At 36.8% G+C, this 17,271-nt stretch carries 14 protein-coding genes and 1 pseudogene; 4 read left to right on the top strand and 11 right to left on the bottom strand.

Features of this window, described 5'->3' with window-relative positions:
* Window positions 1-61: 61 nt before the first annotated feature.
* The 3 genes from CVS95_RS07750 to CVS95_RS07740 are packed head-to-tail and all read left to right on the top strand — an operon-like array spanning window position 62 to window position 1,549.
* Window positions 62-355, top strand: a complete 294-nt coding sequence (locus CVS95_RS07750; protein WP_107696181.1) for a putative quinol monooxygenase — start codon at window positions 62-64, stop codon at window positions 353-355.
* A gap of 33 nt (window positions 356-388) precedes the next feature.
* Window positions 389-610, top strand: a complete 222-nt coding sequence (locus CVS95_RS07745) for a hypothetical protein (RefSeq protein ID WP_021091847.1) — start codon at window positions 389-391, stop codon at window positions 608-610.
* Window positions 611-661: 51 nt separating this feature from the next.
* On the top strand, window positions 662-1,549 hold the full coding sequence (locus tag CVS95_RS07740) for a hypothetical protein (RefSeq protein ID WP_107696180.1): 888 nt from the start codon (window positions 662-664) through the stop codon (window positions 1,547-1,549).
* Window positions 1,550-1,690: 141 nt separating this feature from the next.
* Here CVS95_RS07740 and CVS95_RS07735 read toward each other — a convergent pair whose 3' ends face one another.
* The 7 genes and pseudogenes from CVS95_RS07735 to CVS95_RS07705 all read right to left on the bottom strand — a co-directional run bounded on the left by CVS95_RS07735 (window position 1,691) and on the right by CVS95_RS07705 (window position 9,965).
* Window positions 1,691-4,429: a M16 family metallopeptidase gene (locus tag CVS95_RS07735; RefSeq protein WP_107696179.1), complete on the bottom strand. Its 2,739-nt coding sequence runs from the start codon at window positions 4,427-4,429 to the stop codon at window positions 1,691-1,693.
* A gap of 74 nt (window positions 4,430-4,503) precedes the next feature.
* The gene (locus CVS95_RS07730) at window positions 4,504-5,220 is read right to left on the bottom strand and encodes a basic amino acid ABC transporter substrate-binding protein (RefSeq protein WP_107696178.1); all 717 of its coding nucleotides are present in this window, start codon (window positions 5,218-5,220) and stop codon (window positions 4,504-4,506) included.
* 194 nt (window positions 5,221-5,414) lie between these two features.
* Window positions 5,415-5,867, bottom strand: a complete 453-nt coding sequence (locus CVS95_RS10000) for a methyl-accepting chemotaxis protein (RefSeq protein WP_374048485.1) — start codon at window positions 5,865-5,867, stop codon at window positions 5,415-5,417.
* A gap of 714 nt (window positions 5,868-6,581) precedes the next feature.
* Window positions 6,582-7,193, bottom strand: a pseudogene (locus CVS95_RS09995) (nitrate- and nitrite sensing domain-containing protein); the annotation flags it as partial.
* A gap of 555 nt (window positions 7,194-7,748) precedes the next feature.
* Window positions 7,749-8,522: a basic amino acid ABC transporter substrate-binding protein gene (locus tag CVS95_RS07715; protein WP_087583956.1), complete on the bottom strand. Its 774-nt coding sequence runs from the start codon at window positions 8,520-8,522 to the stop codon at window positions 7,749-7,751.
* An 11-nt stretch (window positions 8,523-8,533) separates the two neighbouring features.
* On the bottom strand, window positions 8,534-9,262 hold the full coding sequence (locus CVS95_RS07710; protein ID WP_107696175.1) for an amino acid ABC transporter ATP-binding protein: 729 nt from the start codon (window positions 9,260-9,262) through the stop codon (window positions 8,534-8,536).
* Window positions 9,255-9,965: an amino acid ABC transporter permease gene (locus CVS95_RS07705; protein WP_087583958.1), complete on the bottom strand. Its 711-nt coding sequence runs from the start codon at window positions 9,963-9,965 to the stop codon at window positions 9,255-9,257. Before CVS95_RS07705 ends, CVS95_RS07710 begins: the two co-directional genes overlap by 8 nt.
* 150 nt (window positions 9,966-10,115) lie before the next feature.
* Here CVS95_RS07705 and putP point away from each other — a divergent pair, with 150 nt between their 5' ends.
* Window positions 10,116-11,603 carry a sodium/proline symporter PutP gene (gene putP, locus CVS95_RS07700; protein ID WP_107696174.1) on the top strand — a complete coding sequence of 496 codons (1,488 nt, stop codon included), beginning with the start codon at window positions 10,116-10,118 and terminating at the stop codon, window positions 11,601-11,603.
* A 58-nt stretch (window positions 11,604-11,661) separates the two neighbouring features.
* Here putP and mnmC read toward each other — a convergent pair whose 3' ends face one another.
* Genes mnmC through tyrS form a run of 4 tightly spaced genes read right to left on the bottom strand, consistent with a single transcriptional unit; the run spans window position 11,662 to window position 17,263 of the window.
* A complete protein-coding gene (gene mnmC / locus CVS95_RS07695) occupies window positions 11,662-13,530 on the bottom strand; it encodes a bifunctional tRNA (5-methylaminomethyl-2-thiouridine)(34)-methyltransferase MnmD/FAD-dependent 5-carboxymethylaminomethyl-2-thiouridine(34) oxidoreductase MnmC (protein ID WP_107696173.1) in 1,869 nt (622 codons plus the stop codon).
* Entirely contained in the window at window positions 13,527-14,969 is a 1,443-nt protein-coding gene (locus tag CVS95_RS07690) for an N-acetylmuramoyl-L-alanine amidase family protein (RefSeq protein ID WP_107696172.1), read from the bottom strand. The genes mnmC and CVS95_RS07690 overlap by 4 nt, the downstream gene beginning before the upstream one ends.
* Window positions 14,966-16,057 (bottom strand): nitronate monooxygenase, encoded by a 1,092-nt coding sequence (locus CVS95_RS07685; RefSeq protein ID WP_021091713.1) that lies wholly within the window; start codon window positions 16,055-16,057, stop codon window positions 14,966-14,968. Before CVS95_RS07685 ends, CVS95_RS07690 begins: the two co-directional genes overlap by 4 nt.
* On the bottom strand, window positions 16,058-17,263 hold the full coding sequence (gene tyrS, locus CVS95_RS07680) for a tyrosine--tRNA ligase (protein WP_107696171.1): 1,206 nt from the start codon (window positions 17,261-17,263) through the stop codon (window positions 16,058-16,060).
* Window positions 17,264-17,271: the final 8 nt, after the last annotated feature.

The following is a 17,271-nucleotide window of genomic DNA, read 5'->3' as shown; positions in this document are numbered from 1 at the left end:
AATACGCAAACTTGCGTCTAAATTGCGCTATTTTAGCCAAAAATTTTTAAAGGATGGGCAGATGATTGGATTTTATGTAAATGTAAAGTTAAAAGCTGGATGTGAAGCGAAATTTGAAGAAATTTTAAAAGAGATAGTGCCAGCTTCAAGAAAAGATAAAGGCTGCATAAGCTACGAGTGCGGCGCAGTTGTGGGCGGTGAAAACGAATACTGTTTTATGGAGATCTGGGAAGATCTTGCAAGCCAAAAAGAGCATATGAAAAGCGCTCATATGGTGAAAAATGCAGCTGCGCTGGAGGCTTGCAAAGAGAGCCAAGAGGTGAAAATAGTAAATTTTGTAAGCGTAAAGGAATAATATTTGCTTTAAAAAGGGCAAAATCCACAAAAAATGAGCGAAGAAAAAATGCTTGAGATGATAAATGCGACTGCTGATATTATATTTATGGCCGTACTTAGGGGGCGAGTGAGCTTTGAGGCTTGCAAAAAAGATAGAGAATTTATCGACTCTTTAAGAGAAGAGCTACTTGGCAAAAATCCAAATAAATTTAAAATCGCGCAAAACTCATACCAAATGATCGCCATTTTTGAAAAATACCGCAATAAAAAATAATTCCACTTAAAATTTAAATCCATTTGCCGATATAGTGTTAAAGGATTTGACATGATAAACGCACTAAATGGATTTAACCAAAGCTTTAGCTATCAAGACGCTTTTAGTAAGCGCCAAGCCACAAACGCAAATTTAAATAAAGCAGAAATTCTCACCACAACTGCAGATATCAAGCATCTACCGCTCTCTGGCTACTCATCAAATGATAAAATTTCTATCTGGGGCAAGATAAATGGCCTTGATAGCGGAGCGAGCAAAGATGAAATCTCTAGCCTTAAAAATTTCGTTGATAGCACGAAGCTTTGGCGAGCAAGCTACATTCTAACTAGCGAGAAAAACGGCTTTAGCGTAGATGAGTTCATCAAAAATCACAAAATGAATGTAAATAACAAAATAACTAACAATGCTTTTGGTGCTCTTTATCTAAGCCGTGAGGCTACAAATTTACTAGACTCTGATCTAAGTATCGATGAGTTTAAAGATAAATGGCTGGAATTTACCGCCGAAAGGATACTTGGCGAGCATGCAAATGTAAAAATTTCTTTTAAAGACGGGGCTTTACATTACGAGCAAAGCTCGGATAAAAAACGTATAGAATTCTTGGGTCAGCCTATGTTGCACCGTGTGAGCTACGCTGATAAAAATAGCAAAGATGAGTTTTTAAAATTTCTAAAAACAAGTTATGAAAAGGGCGAGAGCATCGCCGATGTGCTTCAAAATATCGCTCTTACGCCAGTTAGAGAAAATGGCGATGAAGAGATAGAAGAAGAGAAATTTAAGCCTATGCAAGTTACCAAAAAGAGCGTGACCTACACCGATAAAGATATAAAACGTGAGTTTTTTGAGGAATTTATCAGGCGCGAGGTTGAAAATGGAGCTAGCTTTGATGATCTAGTGCAAAAGCTAAACAAACTAAAGCCAAAGGATATTCTCGCTTAGCTTTGGCTTTATGTTTAAATTTCTAGGGGCTGGCTTGGCTCCAAAATTTCTAATTAGGCTTAAATTTATAAAGCCAGCTTGGCTCACCAAATTTCTACTCAGGCTAAATTAAAAAGCTAGCCAGCTTTGCCCCTTAATTTTCTACTTTGGATTATTTATACTTATCACCATATTTTCCTCATCAAGATATAGTTTAGCTGCCTCTTTGACATCGTCATTTGTGATGGCTTTTACCGCACCTATGTACTCATCAGCCGTATAAAGTGGCGTGTTAAAAATTTTATTTGAGATGATGAGCTTTTGCCAAAACTCAGGCTTTTCGTAATCTTTTTTTATAGAAATTTCACTCTGTGCTTTAAAATCCTCCAAATGCTTTGGCAAGATCGCGCCACTACGCTTTATACTAGCTATTATCTGCTTTATCTCAGCGATAATCTTGTCCGTGTTTGCAGGATCGCAAGTAAAGCTAATTAGCATATCTGAATGCTCAAAAGAATAGCGTGAGAGCTTGGCATTTAGGCTAAAGCCGTATGTTTGCCCCTTATCTTCTCTGATCTTTTCTCGAAGCGCCGTTTTTAAAATTTCACTTAATGCCCTTAGTTTAATCGCTCCTTCAAAGCTATATTTAGCGTCAGAATTTATGATATTTATGCCAACATCGCTTCTTTTTGTGCTTTGATACTCCCTTTTAAAGGTGTGCTGACCCTTGATACTTCGCACGCCATCATCTTTAAACTCTTCAGCTTCACCAAGCTTTGGCAGAGTGGCGATATACTTTTTAACAAGCGGCAAAAGCCTCTCTTCGTCGGTATCGCCGATGATTACAAAAGTATATGAGGCTGCGTTTGTAAATTTATCTTTGATGATCTCTTTTAACTCATTTAGCTTTAACGCATCGATATCAGACATCTCAAGCGGCGCGACACGTTTATTGTTTTCATAAAAAAACTTGCTAAATTCGGTGCTAAATTTATATTCAGGCAAATTTTGCTCTTTGCTTAGCTCATCTTTTGCTCTTTGCTTTATCCTCTCAAGCACGTTTGCATCGGCTTTTGGAGCGTTAAATTCTAAATTTATAACAGCTAGCAGCGAGCTAAGATCGCTTGTGCTTGATGAGCCATAAAATCCTTGCGTAAGACCCTCAATATTCTTTTGATAGCTTACGATCTTGCCATTTAAAATTTTTGATAACTCATAGTTATTAAATTTACCAACACCGCTTTCATTTGTGAGTGCCACTGCAAAGCTGCCAAGCTTTGGATCAGCCAAATTTGATGTGCCTCCTTTGCTGACGGCTGCAAACAAAACGCTATCTTTTTTAGTAGCTAGTGGCTTAAAGATAACTTGCGAGCCATTTTGCATTTTATAGGTATAAATTCCATTTTTTTCATCAAAGCTTCTTGAGCTTATCTCTTTTGGCTCTAAATTTTCATTGCCTAGGCTCTTATCGTTGTTGCTAGCAGATAGGCTTGTGTTATAAGCAGGTGCCTTGGCAAAAAGCTTTAAAAACTCATCTTTGCTAAGCTTATAACCATCTTTGCTAAAAATTCTTACACGCTCATCAGAAATGGCCAAAATTTGTCTAAATCTAGCATTCACGTCAGCTAATGTAATCTCGTTTAATAGCTTTAAACTAAGCTCTTTGTCGTCTTCGTCGCTTAACACAAAGCCACCATTTTCTATCATATTTAAAATTTGTCCAGCGTAAGCGCTTGATTTTTTAGTCTTTGAGCGTTTAAATTTTGCATCTACGTTTGCCACAAACGCCTTTTTTACATCTTCGAAATCTTCTTTATTAAAGCCAAACTCTTTAATGCCTTTTATAACGCCAAGCATATCTTTAAGACTTGCGTTAAAATCGCCTCCAAGTACATTTGTTTCAAAACTATAAATTTTCTGCTTTGCTTGAAGTGTTTGAGCTATAAAATCAGTGCTTAAATTTGATGAATTATTTGCATTTTTTTGCTCATAAAGCATATTTATTAGGCTTGCGATAAGTGCATCTTCTAGATTTCTCTTTGCGTCAGCCTCATTTAAAACTGGGCTAAATTTATCAAAATAGCTAAGTCTAACTAGCTCCATTCCAGTTTCATTCGAGTCATAGTTAAAAATATTTAAACCACTTTTAAAGCTGATATTTTTTTCTGGATGAATGTAAGAATTTGTATTTTTTGCTTGGCTAAAGCTTTTTTCGATTAAGCTTTTTATCTCATTTTTATCAAAGTCGCCAACGGCTACAAAGCTCATAAATCTTGGCTGATAAAGCCTCTCGTAAAATTCTTGCATATGCTTAGCATCTACGCTTTTGATGACGTTCATGTCGCCTATTGGCACTCTTTTTAGATAGATACTGCCCTTAAAAATATCCTTTGTTTGAGCCAAATAAAGCCTATATCCTGGCGTATTTCTCTGGCGCTCTTCTTCCATTATGACGCCACGCTCCTTATTAAGCTCCTTAGGATCGATTTTAACGCCATCTATCCAATTCGAAAAGACCTTAAACGTATCTTGTAAATTTTTCTCATTTACATTAATCGTTAAGACATAGCTCGTCTGATCGTAGCTCGTCTGCGCGTTTAGATCGGCTCCAAATTTCACACCAAGGCTCTCAAGCTGTTTAATGAGCTCATTTTTGCTAAAGTCGCGGCTGCCATTAAATGCCATGTGCTCCAAAAAGTGAGCAAGACCTTGCTCGCCATCTTTTTCATCAGTTGAACCAGAATTTATAACAAGATAAAAAATAGCTGTTTTTTGTGGAAATTTATTCTCTTTGATATAGTATTTTAACCCATTTTTTAGCTCTCCATTTAACATATCTTTATCGTTTTGAAGCGCAAAAAGACCCATTACTAGGCAAAAAAGCAACAAAATTTTTCTCATTATTTTCCTTTTTAATTTTAATCGATAGACAAAGCAGAATTTAGCATAAGCCTGCAAATTTGCAGGCTAGAAGGTTATTTTAGATCGTATTTTTTAAGTAAAGCTTCGTAGCTTCCGTCTTTTTTCATTTCATCTAAAATTTGATTTATTTTTTCTATTAACGCGCTCTCTTTTCCTTTATCAAAAGCTATTGAAAAGCCCTCGCTGCCATCAACTTCTTTAAAAAATGCCTCAAGTTCTGGATTTTTCTTGATAAAGCCGTATCCGATAGAGCTATCAAGAATGACTGCGTCAAATTTACCAACTTTTAATCCCATGATAAGTGGCACAATATCTTCTGAAGGCACTACTTTTACGCCATTTATAGCATTTGCTGCTAGCTCTTGGACGGTGCCTTGTTGCACGCCAACTCTTTTGCCAGCTAGCTCTTCTTTAGCTTTTAATGCGTCATTATCTTTTTTCTTTAGATAGAGGTTTTCAGTTAAATAGTATGGCTTTGTAAAATCAATCGACTTTAATCTATCTGAAGTCGCACTCATCGCACTTATAATGCCATTTATTTTGCCAGCTTTAAGTGCTGGGATAAGGCCGTCAAAACTCATATTTACTATCTTATATGAAAAACCTGCACGCTTTGAAATTTCATCGATAAGATCGATATCAAAACCTGTTATTTTATTATTTTCATCAATATATTCGAATGGCGGATAGTTCGCCGCTGTGCCAAATTTTAGCTCATTTGCACAAAGAGCAACAAAAGCTGTGAGTAAAAGAGCAAAGATCTTTTTCATAATAGTGTCCTTTAAGGTGATTTAGTGGCTTAATTATCAGTATTTCTCTATTAAAAATTGTTTAAATCCGTAATAAAAGAAAAATGCTATAAATAATCGTATAGCAAAGTAGCATATAAATTTTTATAGATAAGTTCCATCCCTTAATTATTTTAAGGGATGGAATAGTAGGAGCTCTAAGAGTAAGTCAAAGATTAAAATTTACTTTTTCTAACTTCGTTTACTATCGCCTTAGCCATATCGTCAACATCAGATGTTACTTCATTTGCTTTATTGACAATTACTACATTTTCTTTTGTAAGTGTGTCTATTTGCGCAACTGATTGGTTTATCATATTGATTCCCTCACTTTGCTCTTTTATAGATTCACTCATTTCATTGATTGATTGAGCTAGTACATTTGTATTTGCTTCGATCTCTGTTAGAGATTTTTGAGTTCTCTCTGCTAGTTTTCTAACCTCATCTGCAACAACCGCAAAGCCTCTACCATGCTCTCCTGCACGTGCTGCCTCGATCGCGGCATTAAGAGCTAGTAAATTTGTTTGATCAGCTATATCTCTAATAATAGTTATGATGTTTTTGATCTCGTCACTTTGTCTAATAACATCAGATGTTTTTTGAGATATTGCATTCATTGAGCTTGACATTTGCTCTACTGCGGCAGCAGACTCTTGAAGTGAGCTTGCTTGTACATTTGCGCCTTGAGTTAGTTCTTTCATTGACTGACTTAAAGCCTCAGCCTTTTCTTCTAGCACATGGGCTTGATCTAAATTTGCCCTTAACATCTTGGCTATCTCTTCACCAAGAGCATTTATACCAACCGCCATTTTGCCATCATCTTCAAGCCTTTTAGTAAAGTCTTGTTTTTTAAAGCTTTCTAGTAGATTTAACACGTCGTCGCCATTTTCCGCAATAGCATGTTTAAGTGCGATTTGTAAGTCTTTGAAAGTTTGTTTTAGCTGGCTAAGTGCAGGATTTGAAGTATCTGCGTTAAGCTGAGCTACGTAGTTACCTTTGCCGATTTGATTTACAAAAGTATTTGCTTCTTTAATGAAATTATTTTGCTCAGATAAATTTGCCTCTATTTGTTTGATATTCTCATTAATCAGTGCACTCATCTGTCCGATCTCGTCGCTACCGCTACGATCTAAAAATTCAGCCTTATTAGATTTATAATTTAAGAAGTCAAAAAATCTAACTAAGCCATTTTTAGTCTGATCTATACCAGAGATCAGGTTTTTACCTATTAATGTAGATACTAGCAACATAAGCAAAATACAAATCGCAATCACAATAGAACTTATAATAAGTTCGGTATCTGCCTCGCCTTTAATTCGCTTTGCATCTTTTTGCATATTATCAAGCAGCTTAAGCTCAAGCTCTCTCATAGCATCTATCGTAACACTTATCTTTGAAAACCAACTCGCTGCATCATAAGATGCATCTTCAGTGGCAACTACATTTTTAATAATATTCATAGCATCTACAAAATCAGCCTTTTTTCTAGCGATGGCATCAAATTCATCGCTAAATTCTTTTGGGTTGTAATCGTCAAAATCCTGCATAAATTTATTTATGACGCTATTTAGTGCAACTACTTTGTTATAGTCATCTTTACTTATGCTCTTTTTAGTAAAAATTCCATTTAAAGTAGCACGCAAAATACCAAAAGACTCTTTTATCTCACCAACAATAATGATACGCTTTAGATCATCTACCAAGCTAGGCTCGAGCTTATCACTATATCCATTTATAGCAATGACCTCTTTTCTTAAAATTTTTGTTATACGGCTAATTAGATCATTGCCACTTTTTTGATCTACATTTGAGCGGATACTATTTATCTCTGAAACTATTTCATTTTTCTCTTCAAGCTTATCAAGCGCAGCATCTACTTTTTTACGCTGCTCTAATAAATTTTTATTATCCCCTCCTGCTAACACGCCTGAGCTAAATCCGCGTTCTTTTTGCATCTCATGGATAAAATTATTTTGATTGATTATTGTATCCACGATTTTCTCGCTAAATTCTGCTTTTGAGCGAGTTTTTAAGATACCATTTAGCATGTATGCACTCATGATACCAAGGCCAATAAGACTGACGATAACTATCGCCATAATCTTAGATTTAATACCTAGATTATTCATTTTCTCTCCTTTTAGTTTTTCTTAATATCTGCTTCAAAAAATAAAGTCATACGACTTTAATACTTAAAATTCATCAACCAAAAAATACTTTTGGTTGCTTTTATAAAAAATATTGATTAGCCTATTTATGTAAAATTTTAATTTAAATTTAGCTTTATTAATTATTAGGATTTTTTTAACAAAATTGTGATACATGCAAATAGAAAATAGCACATTTAAAATAAATGCCGTTCTCATCCTGAGAAGCTCCATTTTTTCTCCTTGAAAATAATTAAGTCATTTTATTAATTTTACTTTTAAAAGATGTTAAATTTTAAAAATTAGAAAAAAGTGAGTTTTTTGCAGAGAATTCCTGCTTCTCTGCAAATTTTGTATTTAGATTTATTTCTTTAATCCATATTTATCTAGCATTTTGTCAAATTCGCCAGATTTTTGTAGCTCATCGATTGCTGCGTCTATCTTCTTGATAAGCTCAGTGTGTTTGCCTTTATCAAACGCCATTGCAAATCCTTCCGTGCCATCAGGAACTCTTAAAAATTCTTCCAAATCTGGATTTTGTTTTAAATATTCAACCCCTATCGGACTATCAGTTAGTACAACGTCGATTTTACCAGCGTTTAGTGACATGATGGCAGCTGCTACATTTTCAGCAGGTATCGACTTAGTAGTTATGCTTTTGGCTGCTTCTTCTTGCAATGTTCCTACTTGGGCTGAAATTTTCTTATCCTTAAGGTTGTCTTTATTTACATCTGAGCCTTTTTTGCGGATAAATAAATTTTCTGAAAAATAATATGGCTTGGTGAAATCAACCGATTTTCTTCTCTCATCAGTTGCACTCATTCCGCTTATGGCAATATCAATTTTACCGGTTTTTAATGCTGATATTAGTCCATCAAAGCTCATATTTGCAACATCAAATTTTATTCCAGTTTTTTTGGTGATCTCATTTAATAAATCTATCTCAAAGCCAACAATTTTATTGTTTTCATCAAGATATTCAAAAGGTGGATAATCAGCGCTCGAGCCAACTTTATAAACTACATTTTTACTAGCTTCTTCGGCATTATTTACTGCATTTTTTTTATTAGCATCATCGCCACAACCTAGTAAAAATAAAACCAAGCTTGCCATCAAAAATTTTAAAATTTTACTCATTTTCTACTCCTTTAATGATTTAAAATTTTGCCTAAAAACTCTTTTAAACGCTCATGTTGCGGATTTGTAAAGACATTTTTTGGTGTGTCATCAACTGCGATTCTGCCTTTATCCATAAAGAAAATTCTATTTGCTACATTCCTTGCAAAGCCCATTTCATGGGTAACCACAAGCATCGTTATGCCCCTTGCAGCAACATCTTTCATAATATCAAGCACCTCTCCGATCATCTCAGGATCAAGCGCACTTGTCGGTTCATCAAAAAGTATCACTTCTGGCTCCATCGCTAGGCTTCTAGCGATCGCAATACGTTGTTTCTGTCCGCCTGAGAGCTTGTGTGGATAGGCAAATTTCTTATCGCTTAGACCCACGCTTTTTAGTAACTCATCGGCTCTTTTTTCTGCACTTGCTTTATCTAAAATTCCCGCTTTTATCGGAGCTAGGGTTAAATTTTGCAAGACGTTTTTATTTGCAAAAAGATTAAAGTGCTGAAAAACCATGCTCACTTTTTGGCGAATTTTATTTATATCTGATTTTTTATTGAGGATATCTTCGCCATTTATCTTTATGTATCCACTATCTGGCTCCTCAAGGCGGTTTATGCAGCGTAAAAATGTACTTTTTCCACCACCACTTGGACCAATTATTGCTATAACTTCACCCTTTTTTATATCTATGCTAATATCATTTAAAACACGCAAATCGCCATAACTTTTGTTTAAATTTTTAATCTCAATCATGGCGGTTTAATCTCCTCTCAAGTAGTTTTGTCAAAAGTGTAAAAAATTTAACACTCACATAATAGACAATGCCTGTAAAAATGACTGGCTCTGGACTATAAAAGACCGCTTGCAAGCTCTTACTTTGCATCGTGATATCAACGACGCTTATATAGCCCACGACTGATGTCTCTTTAAAAAGTGAGATAAACTCATTTGCAAGAGCTGGTAAGATATTTTTTGTAGCTTGTGGAAAAACTATCTCGCGCATCGAAACATAGTAGTTTAGGCCCATCGCACGAGCCGCTTCCATTTGTCCTTTATCGACACTGTTTATGCCACTTCGCACGATCTCGGCCACATAAGCAGAACTATTTAGTCCAAGTGCGATGAGAGCTACATAAAAATTATCACTCCATGTTGCAAAAATGACAACTGAAAATATTAAAAGTTGAAGTATTACAGGTGTTCCACGTAAGATATCGATATATTCATCGATTATAAAATTTAAGACTTTAATATTTAAAAATTTAATAAACGCCAAGGTAAATCCAAGTGTTATGCCTATGGCAATACCGCCTATAGTAAGCCCTAAAGTCACTCCATAACTTTTGATATAAGCGATCTCTTGAGCCTCACTAAGATTTCTTGGATAGAAAAAATATGCTCCAAGTGAGACAATTATTATAAAAAATAGAAATTTAGCTAAATTTTGAGCCTTCAACTTTGTCCTTCTCTTTAAAATATGGCTTTAAATAATACGAAAAAATTTATATCATTTTGCTTAAAAGTGTTTAAGGATCGGCACCGAATGTTGTAATTTAAAAAAATTTATATTAACATAAGCCATTTATCTTAATTTGAAAGGAAATTTATGAGCTTTGGGTCTTATTTAGCCATCGCCATCTATTTTGGCTTTTTGCTCTTTATCGGACGATATTTCTACGATAAAAATGCAAGTATGAACGAGTATCTGCTAGATAACCGTCGAATGGGTCCAGTAGTTACTGCACTTAGTGCTGGTGCTTCTGATATGAGTGGTTGGATGCTACTTGGCGTGCCCGGAGCATTATACGCAACTGGCATAGCAAATGTGTGGATGATAATCGGTCTTATCATTGGAGCTTACTGCAACTATTTATTTTTAGCAAAGAGGCTTAGAATTTACACTGAAGTTGCGAGTGATAGCATCACGATACCAGACTTTTTAGAAAATCGCTTTAAAGATAGGACTAAAATTTTAAGAATCATCTCTGGTCTTATCATTTTGATATTTTTCACACTTTATGTAAGTAGCGGTATCATCGCTGGAGGAAAGACATTTGAGAGCTTTTTTGGTTTAAAATTTGCCTACGGAGCGGTCTTTACACTTGTCATCGTGGTCTTTTACACATTTTTTGGTGGATTTAAAGCAGTTAGTATAACTGACGCATTTCAGGGGCTTTTGATGTTTTGTGTCCTAGTCTCGATCCCAGTCGTAGCATATCTAAATTTAGACTTGCCAAGTGATACAAATTTACTAAAAGAGATAAGCAAGCTTGATGCAAATCACCTAAATCCATTTAGAGATCAAACTTTTTGGGGAATTTTAGGACTTATGGCTTGGGGATTTGGCTATTTTGGCCAGCCACATATCATTGTTAGATTTATGGCGATACGCGATTCAAAAGAGCTTGCTAAAGCAAGAAGGATCGGCATTGGCTGGATGAGCATTGGGTTGCTTGGTGCGATTATGAGCGGACTTATCGGCTTTGTCTACTTTAGTCAAAGAGGCGGTCTTAGTGATCCTGAGACGGTGTTTTTAAAGCTTGGTGAGCTACTTTTCCCACCATTTTTTATAGGCATTATCATCTCAGCTGTACTTTCAGCGATAATGAGTACCATCTCAAGTCAGCTTTTAGTTACATCTAGCTCGGTAACAAAGGACTTTATCTTTGCATTCTATAAAAAAGAGATTAGTCAAAATACACAAACAGCGATCAGTCGCTATGCTGTCGTAGTAGTAGCCATAGTTGCTACCATACTCGCCTTTATCTCGACAGATAATGTTCTAAACGTCGTTGGCAACGCTTGGGCTGGATTTGGTGCGAGCTTTGGACCGGTGCTGCTTTTTAGCCTTTACTGGAAGCGCATGAGTGCACTCGGAGCATTAGCTGGTATGATAGCTGGAGGTGCGACAGTAATATTTTGGATCACTTCAGGGCTAAACGCTTATGTTTATGAAATTTTGCCTGGCATCATAGCGTCTTGCATAGCGATCATTAGCGTAAGCATCTGGGGAGATGCGATAAATAAAATGACGAGCGAACCTCACGAGCAAATTATAAAAGATGAATTTGAAAAGATGAAAACAAGGCTTTAAGCCTAAACTTACAAGAAATTCCTAGTATCTTGTGCTAGGAATTTCTGCTAATTCTCTCTTAAAATTTTAATCCCTTTTTTAGTTTTCTTATCAAAAATCTAGCTGGATGAAGCTCATGAAATAGCGATCTTTCTATACAAAGTGGGCGATCAAGCGCAAGATCAGCTATCAAATTTGCTCCAAGTATTGCTGTGCAAAGACCTCGCGAGCCGTGAGCAAAATTTACAAAGACATTTTTTTCGTAGCTTGCTTTTGGATTGTTATCTCTATTTTTGCTCCAAAATAGCCCTTTGTAGTTTTGCTTGTAAAATTCTTCGTCATGCAAGGCGCCAATTATCGGAAATCTGTCTCCACTATAGCTCCTATATCCCACACGTGAACCGATAATGGTGGCTTTTTTGATGTCGAAAAACTCGCTTACATCGCTTAAATTTTTAGTATTATCCTCAACTTTAGGCGTATCACAAATTTCATTTCTGGTATAAGTAGCGCCGATAACTTGCACTCCTTTAATGACTGGGCAGATGTAGCCTTTTGCGCTTAGCGGCATGGCATTTTTTAGCACTGGTTTTAAGTGGGTTACTTGGCCACGGACACTACTTATTTGCATGTCGTAGCCATTAAAAATTTCACTGCTCTTACTGCCAGTGCAAAAGACCAAGATGTCAGCCTCCAAGCTTTTGCCGTTTTTAAATTTAACGCTAATCTTGCCGTTTTGTAGATGCGCCCTACTCTCATACTCGTGATTAAATAAAATTTCAAAGTTGCTTGAGAGAAATTTACAAATTTCTCTTGGCCTAGCGTATGCACCGTCTTTTATAAATATCCCAGGATATGGCTTTAAGTTCTCATCAAATTTAAAAATATCCTCTACGCTTTGAGTTTGCCACGAGCCATATCTTTTGATGAGCTCATCATCAAATGCGTAGTCGATGCAGCCACTAAATTTAATAAGGCTTTTTGGCAAAGTTGCCTTGTAAAATCTCACTGCTTGCAAAAATGCGTTTAAATGCATGCGGCCTAAATTTACCCCGGGCTTGGTAGCTAACGGCATCAAAGCGCCACAGTGATTACCAGAGCCATTTGTAGCCACTTCGACCTTTGCCTCGGCGATCACCACTTTAAAGCCATTTTTGGCTAGCTCGCCAGCTGTTGCAAGTCCAGCCACGCCAGCTCCTATGATAAGCGCTGTTTTACCATTTACACTAGCAACTGGTTCGCATCTCACAAACCAAGCATCCTTTAAATTTTCATCCTTTTTCTCTAGCACGGCACTACTCATCTGACGTTTTCTAGCGTAACCCTCTTTTAGGCTTAGCAAAAAGCCAGCGCCCTTTAGCCCGTCTTTTACTATTTTTGCGCATGAATAGGTTCTAGCAATCGTACCAACCCTGCTTAGTCTTGCGATCTGTCTAAAAATTTCTTCGCTCCAGATCGAGTCATTTTTACTTGGAGCAAAGCCATCTAGAAACCAGATGTCAGCGCTAAAATCAAGCTCAGGTAAAATTTCTTTAGCCTCGCCGTAGCAAAGATCAAGTGTGATATTTGGGGCAAAATTTATACGGTGTATGCCCTCAATAAGAGGTGGATAGAGCGAAACCAGCTTTCTAGCATAAGCTTTAAAAATGCCTAAATTTTCATAAATTTTTAAAATATCTTCTTTTTTAATAGGGCTTTTTTCGATGCTAACAAAGTGAAGTTTTTTAGAACTATTTTTAAATTTCTTACAAAGTGTGAAGAAATTTAGCCCGGCACCAAATCCTGTCTCAGCGATGACGAAGCTATCTTTACTCTGCCAAATTTCATCAAGTGCACTTGCAAAGACAAATTCGCTCTCAAGCCAAGGTTTGTCGGTATTGAAATAGATATCGCCAAACTCCTCGTTAAATGGAATTTGCCCTTTAAAGCTTAAATTTGCATTTTTCATCTATTTTTTGCAAAATATCCGTCAATGCCGTTTGCAATGCCATTTGCAAGAGCGTTTTGATAGGCATCATTAAAGAGCTTTTCACCCTCGACTGGATGCGTGATATAGCCGATCTCAACAAGAACTGCTGGCATAAGAGCGCCTACAAGCACCCAAAACGGCGCCTCTCTCACACTACCATCACTTGCAGCATAGACCTTTCTAGCACTTGCTAAAATTTCTTTTTGGATATCGATGCCAAGCTTGTTTGACGCGATGATCTTCTCGCGGTTTAGCACGTTTAGAAACGTCTGCTGCGAAAAGTAATTCATCTCTTCGATATCTGATTTATTTTCAAGCGCAGCCGCGTTTTTGCTACGTTCGCTTCTTGCAGGCGATAAGAAAAATGTCTCAATGCCGTGCATACTTTTTGCCTTTGTGGCATTTGGAGCGGCATTTGCGTGAATAGAAACAAAAAGATCAGCCATCTTATCATTTGCAAATTTTGTTCTTGTTCTTAAATTTATAAAGACATCGGTTGATCTAGTAAAATAGACCTTGTAACCACGTGCTTTTAGTATGTCGCCAAGTTTTTTGGCTACACCTAAAACCGCAGTTTTTTCCTGAAGCTTGCCATTTACTGCACCTGGATCAGTGCCGCCATGCCCTGGGTCGATGACGATCGTTTTATTGCGTGAAAATTTACCAGTCGCAACTGGTGGCAAAGGTGCTGCCACTGGCTCACTTTGTGCAGGCTGAGGCTTTAAATTTGGCTCAGGCTCTTTGTGTGGCACTTCTTCATTTTTGTTTTTAGTTTTATGAAGTGGCGTTTTTACATTTTCGTTTGAGATAAAATTTTGTGTACTTATTATGAGTAAATCACCTGTTGCATTTGCTTTTATAGTCTTTTGGATCTTATCAGAAAAAATAACTCTAACGGTATTTTTATCATACTGCGAGATGTGAATGTAATCAGATATGAAATTTTTATAAGTTAGCGGATTGCCATTTAATCTACCGTCAATATCCATAATGTTTTTATATGTATTTTGCTGCTTTAAAAAGGATGTTTTTAGTTTTGCGGTATCAATTTTTGTATTAAACTTAAGCACCAAAGTGTCATTTACCTTGGTTGCACTAAGCAGCGTCAAAGTAGCGGTGCCAGGCGTACTAGCGCTCTTTACGCCATTTAGTGCATTTAGATCTTTTATATACCCACTTGAATCAAAACCAAGCGATTTCGAGCTGGTTATGAGTCTTGTGAGTGCTTGTTTTTTTATATTTTTATCGTTTTTTATGATCGCGTCGACATAGATGTCTTTTATATCGTTGTGAAATTTAATCTTTGCACTTCTGCTTGAGCTGGCAAAATTTTTATCAAATTTTGCAAATATCTCTGAATTTGTCGCAGCAAAAAGAAAATTACAAACAATAAAAAAGAGGATTATCGCTCGTTTCATTCACCATGTACCAGCTTGTGCATTAACTCTTTTACACTTATTAGCTCTTTTAGTTTATACCCGTTTGCTCCAGTGAAAAATAACCCTGTCTCTTTTTTGCCACTAAATGAGTCAAACAGCCTATCAGCGATGCAATATCCAACCTCTTTAGCCCCTTTGCCCCTTTGACAAGGGCTCACACAGTTGCTTATGCACTGGATCTTTGGTCCCATCCTTTTTTCTACCAAATTTATCAAATTTGTTCTAATCCCACGAGCCGGATAGCCAACTGGACTTTTTATAAGCTCTATGTCCTTTTCCTCGGCTGCTAGTATCACTTCTTTAAAGCCAATATCTGCGTCACACTCATGAGTGCCGATAAAGCGTGTACCCATTTGAACGCCGTCTGCTCCTAGCGATATTGCTTTTTCGATATCATTTTTATCCCAAATTCCACCGGCTGCGATGAGCGGAAAATCGCCCCACTCTTTTATCTCAGCTTTTACTTGTGGGATTAGATTGAATAACGAAAACTCAGGATCAAGGCACTGCTCGTAAGTAAAGCCCTGGTGTCCGCCGCTTAGTGGCCCCTCAAGCACGACAGCATCTGGTAAGCGGTCATATCTTTGTAGCCAACGTTTACAGATGATCTTTAGCGCTTTTGCACTTGAGATAATAGGAACTAGTGCAACCTCTTTAAAATTTTGTGTAAATTCTGGCAAATTCGTAGGTAGTCCAGCACCTGATACGATGATATTTATACCGGCTTCACAAGCGTCTTTTACCACTCTTGCGTAATCATTTGCAGCATACATTATATTTACGCCAAGTGGCAAATCTCCACAAATTTTTCGTGCATTCTCAATAATTGCTCTAAGACCTCTTGTTGAGTAGAAATTTTCACTTCCAAATGGCTTTGCATTTAGCTCTTTGTTTATAAATTTACGATTTTCATAATATCCTGTGCCAACTGAGCTGATTATTCCAAGACCGCCTTCTAAGCTTACATTACCAGCTAGTTTGTCCCAGCTGATACCAAGTCCCATACCGCCTTGAAATATCGGATACTTTATCTCATATTTTCCTATTTTTAATGGCTTTAACTCCATCTATTCAACCTTTACTTTTGCAAATTTACGCTTTCCGACTTGCAAGATATATTCACCTGCTTCTAATTTTAACTGCTCATCACTGATCTTTTCTTGATTAATGCTAACCGCATTTGCCTTTATGTCGCGTCTTGCTTGAGAATTTGACTCACTTAACTCACACTGCGATAAAGCTTCCACGATCCAAACTGGTGCTTTTAGACTAAATTCTTTGATGTCAGTTGGGAGCTGATTTTGAGAGTGTACGCTATTAAACTCAGCCATCGCAGCTTTTGCAGCTTCCTCGCCGTGATACCTTGCTGTTATCTCGTACGCAAGGTCCTCTTTTGCTTTTTTTGGATGATACTTGCCGTTTTTTACATCGTTCATTAAATTTTCTATCTCGCCAAGGCTTTTTGTGCTTAAAAGCTCGTACCAACGCCACATTAGCTCATCGCTTATACTAAGCGTTTTTGCAAACATATCATTTGCATTTTCGGTTACGCCGATATAGTTTCCAAGACTTTTGCTCATCTTATTTATACCATCAAGCCCTTCAAGAAGAGGCATCATTATTACAGCTTGCTCTTTGCCAACATTATATGTTCGCTGTAAGGTTCTACCCATTAGAAGGTTAAATTTCTGATCCGTACCGCCCATCTCGATATCGCACTTCATCGCAACACTATCATAACCTTGAAGAAGTGGATACATAAATTCACAAATTGAAATTGGACTGCCAGCTTTTATCCTTTTTTCAAAGTCGTCGCGCTCTAGCATTCTAGCGACTGAAAATGTACTAGTTAGCTCTATCATTCCAGCAGCTCCAAGCTCATTTGACCATTTTGAGTTAAACATGATCACGGTCTTTTTTGGATCTAAAATTTTAAAAACTTGCTCTTCGTAAGTCTTGGAATTTTTTAAAACTGTTTCTTGATCTAGCTTTTTTCTGGTGGCTGATTTACCGGTTGGATCGCCTATTTGAGCAGTGAAGTCACCTATCAAAAACTGCACGATCGCACCATGCTTTTGAAGAAGTGCCATCTTGTTTAAAACGACTGTGTGACCTAAGTGAAGGTCTGGAGCAGTTGGATCAAAGCCAGCCTTTACATAGAAATTTTCACCTTTTTCATAATAGTTTTTTATTAAATTCTCAACTCTTTCAAAGTCAATAATCTCGGCAACACCGCGTTTTATCTCTTGTAAAATTTCAGCTATATCTTGCATTATCTTTC

It is taken from the genome of Campylobacter concisus, from assembly GCF_003048905.1.
In the GTDB taxonomy this organism is placed as follows: Bacteria; Campylobacterota; Campylobacteria; order Campylobacterales; family Campylobacteraceae; genus Campylobacter_A; species Campylobacter_A concisus_V.
The sequence above is the reverse complement of the archived record's forward strand: the minus strand, read 5'-3'. Positions and strand labels throughout refer to the sequence as shown.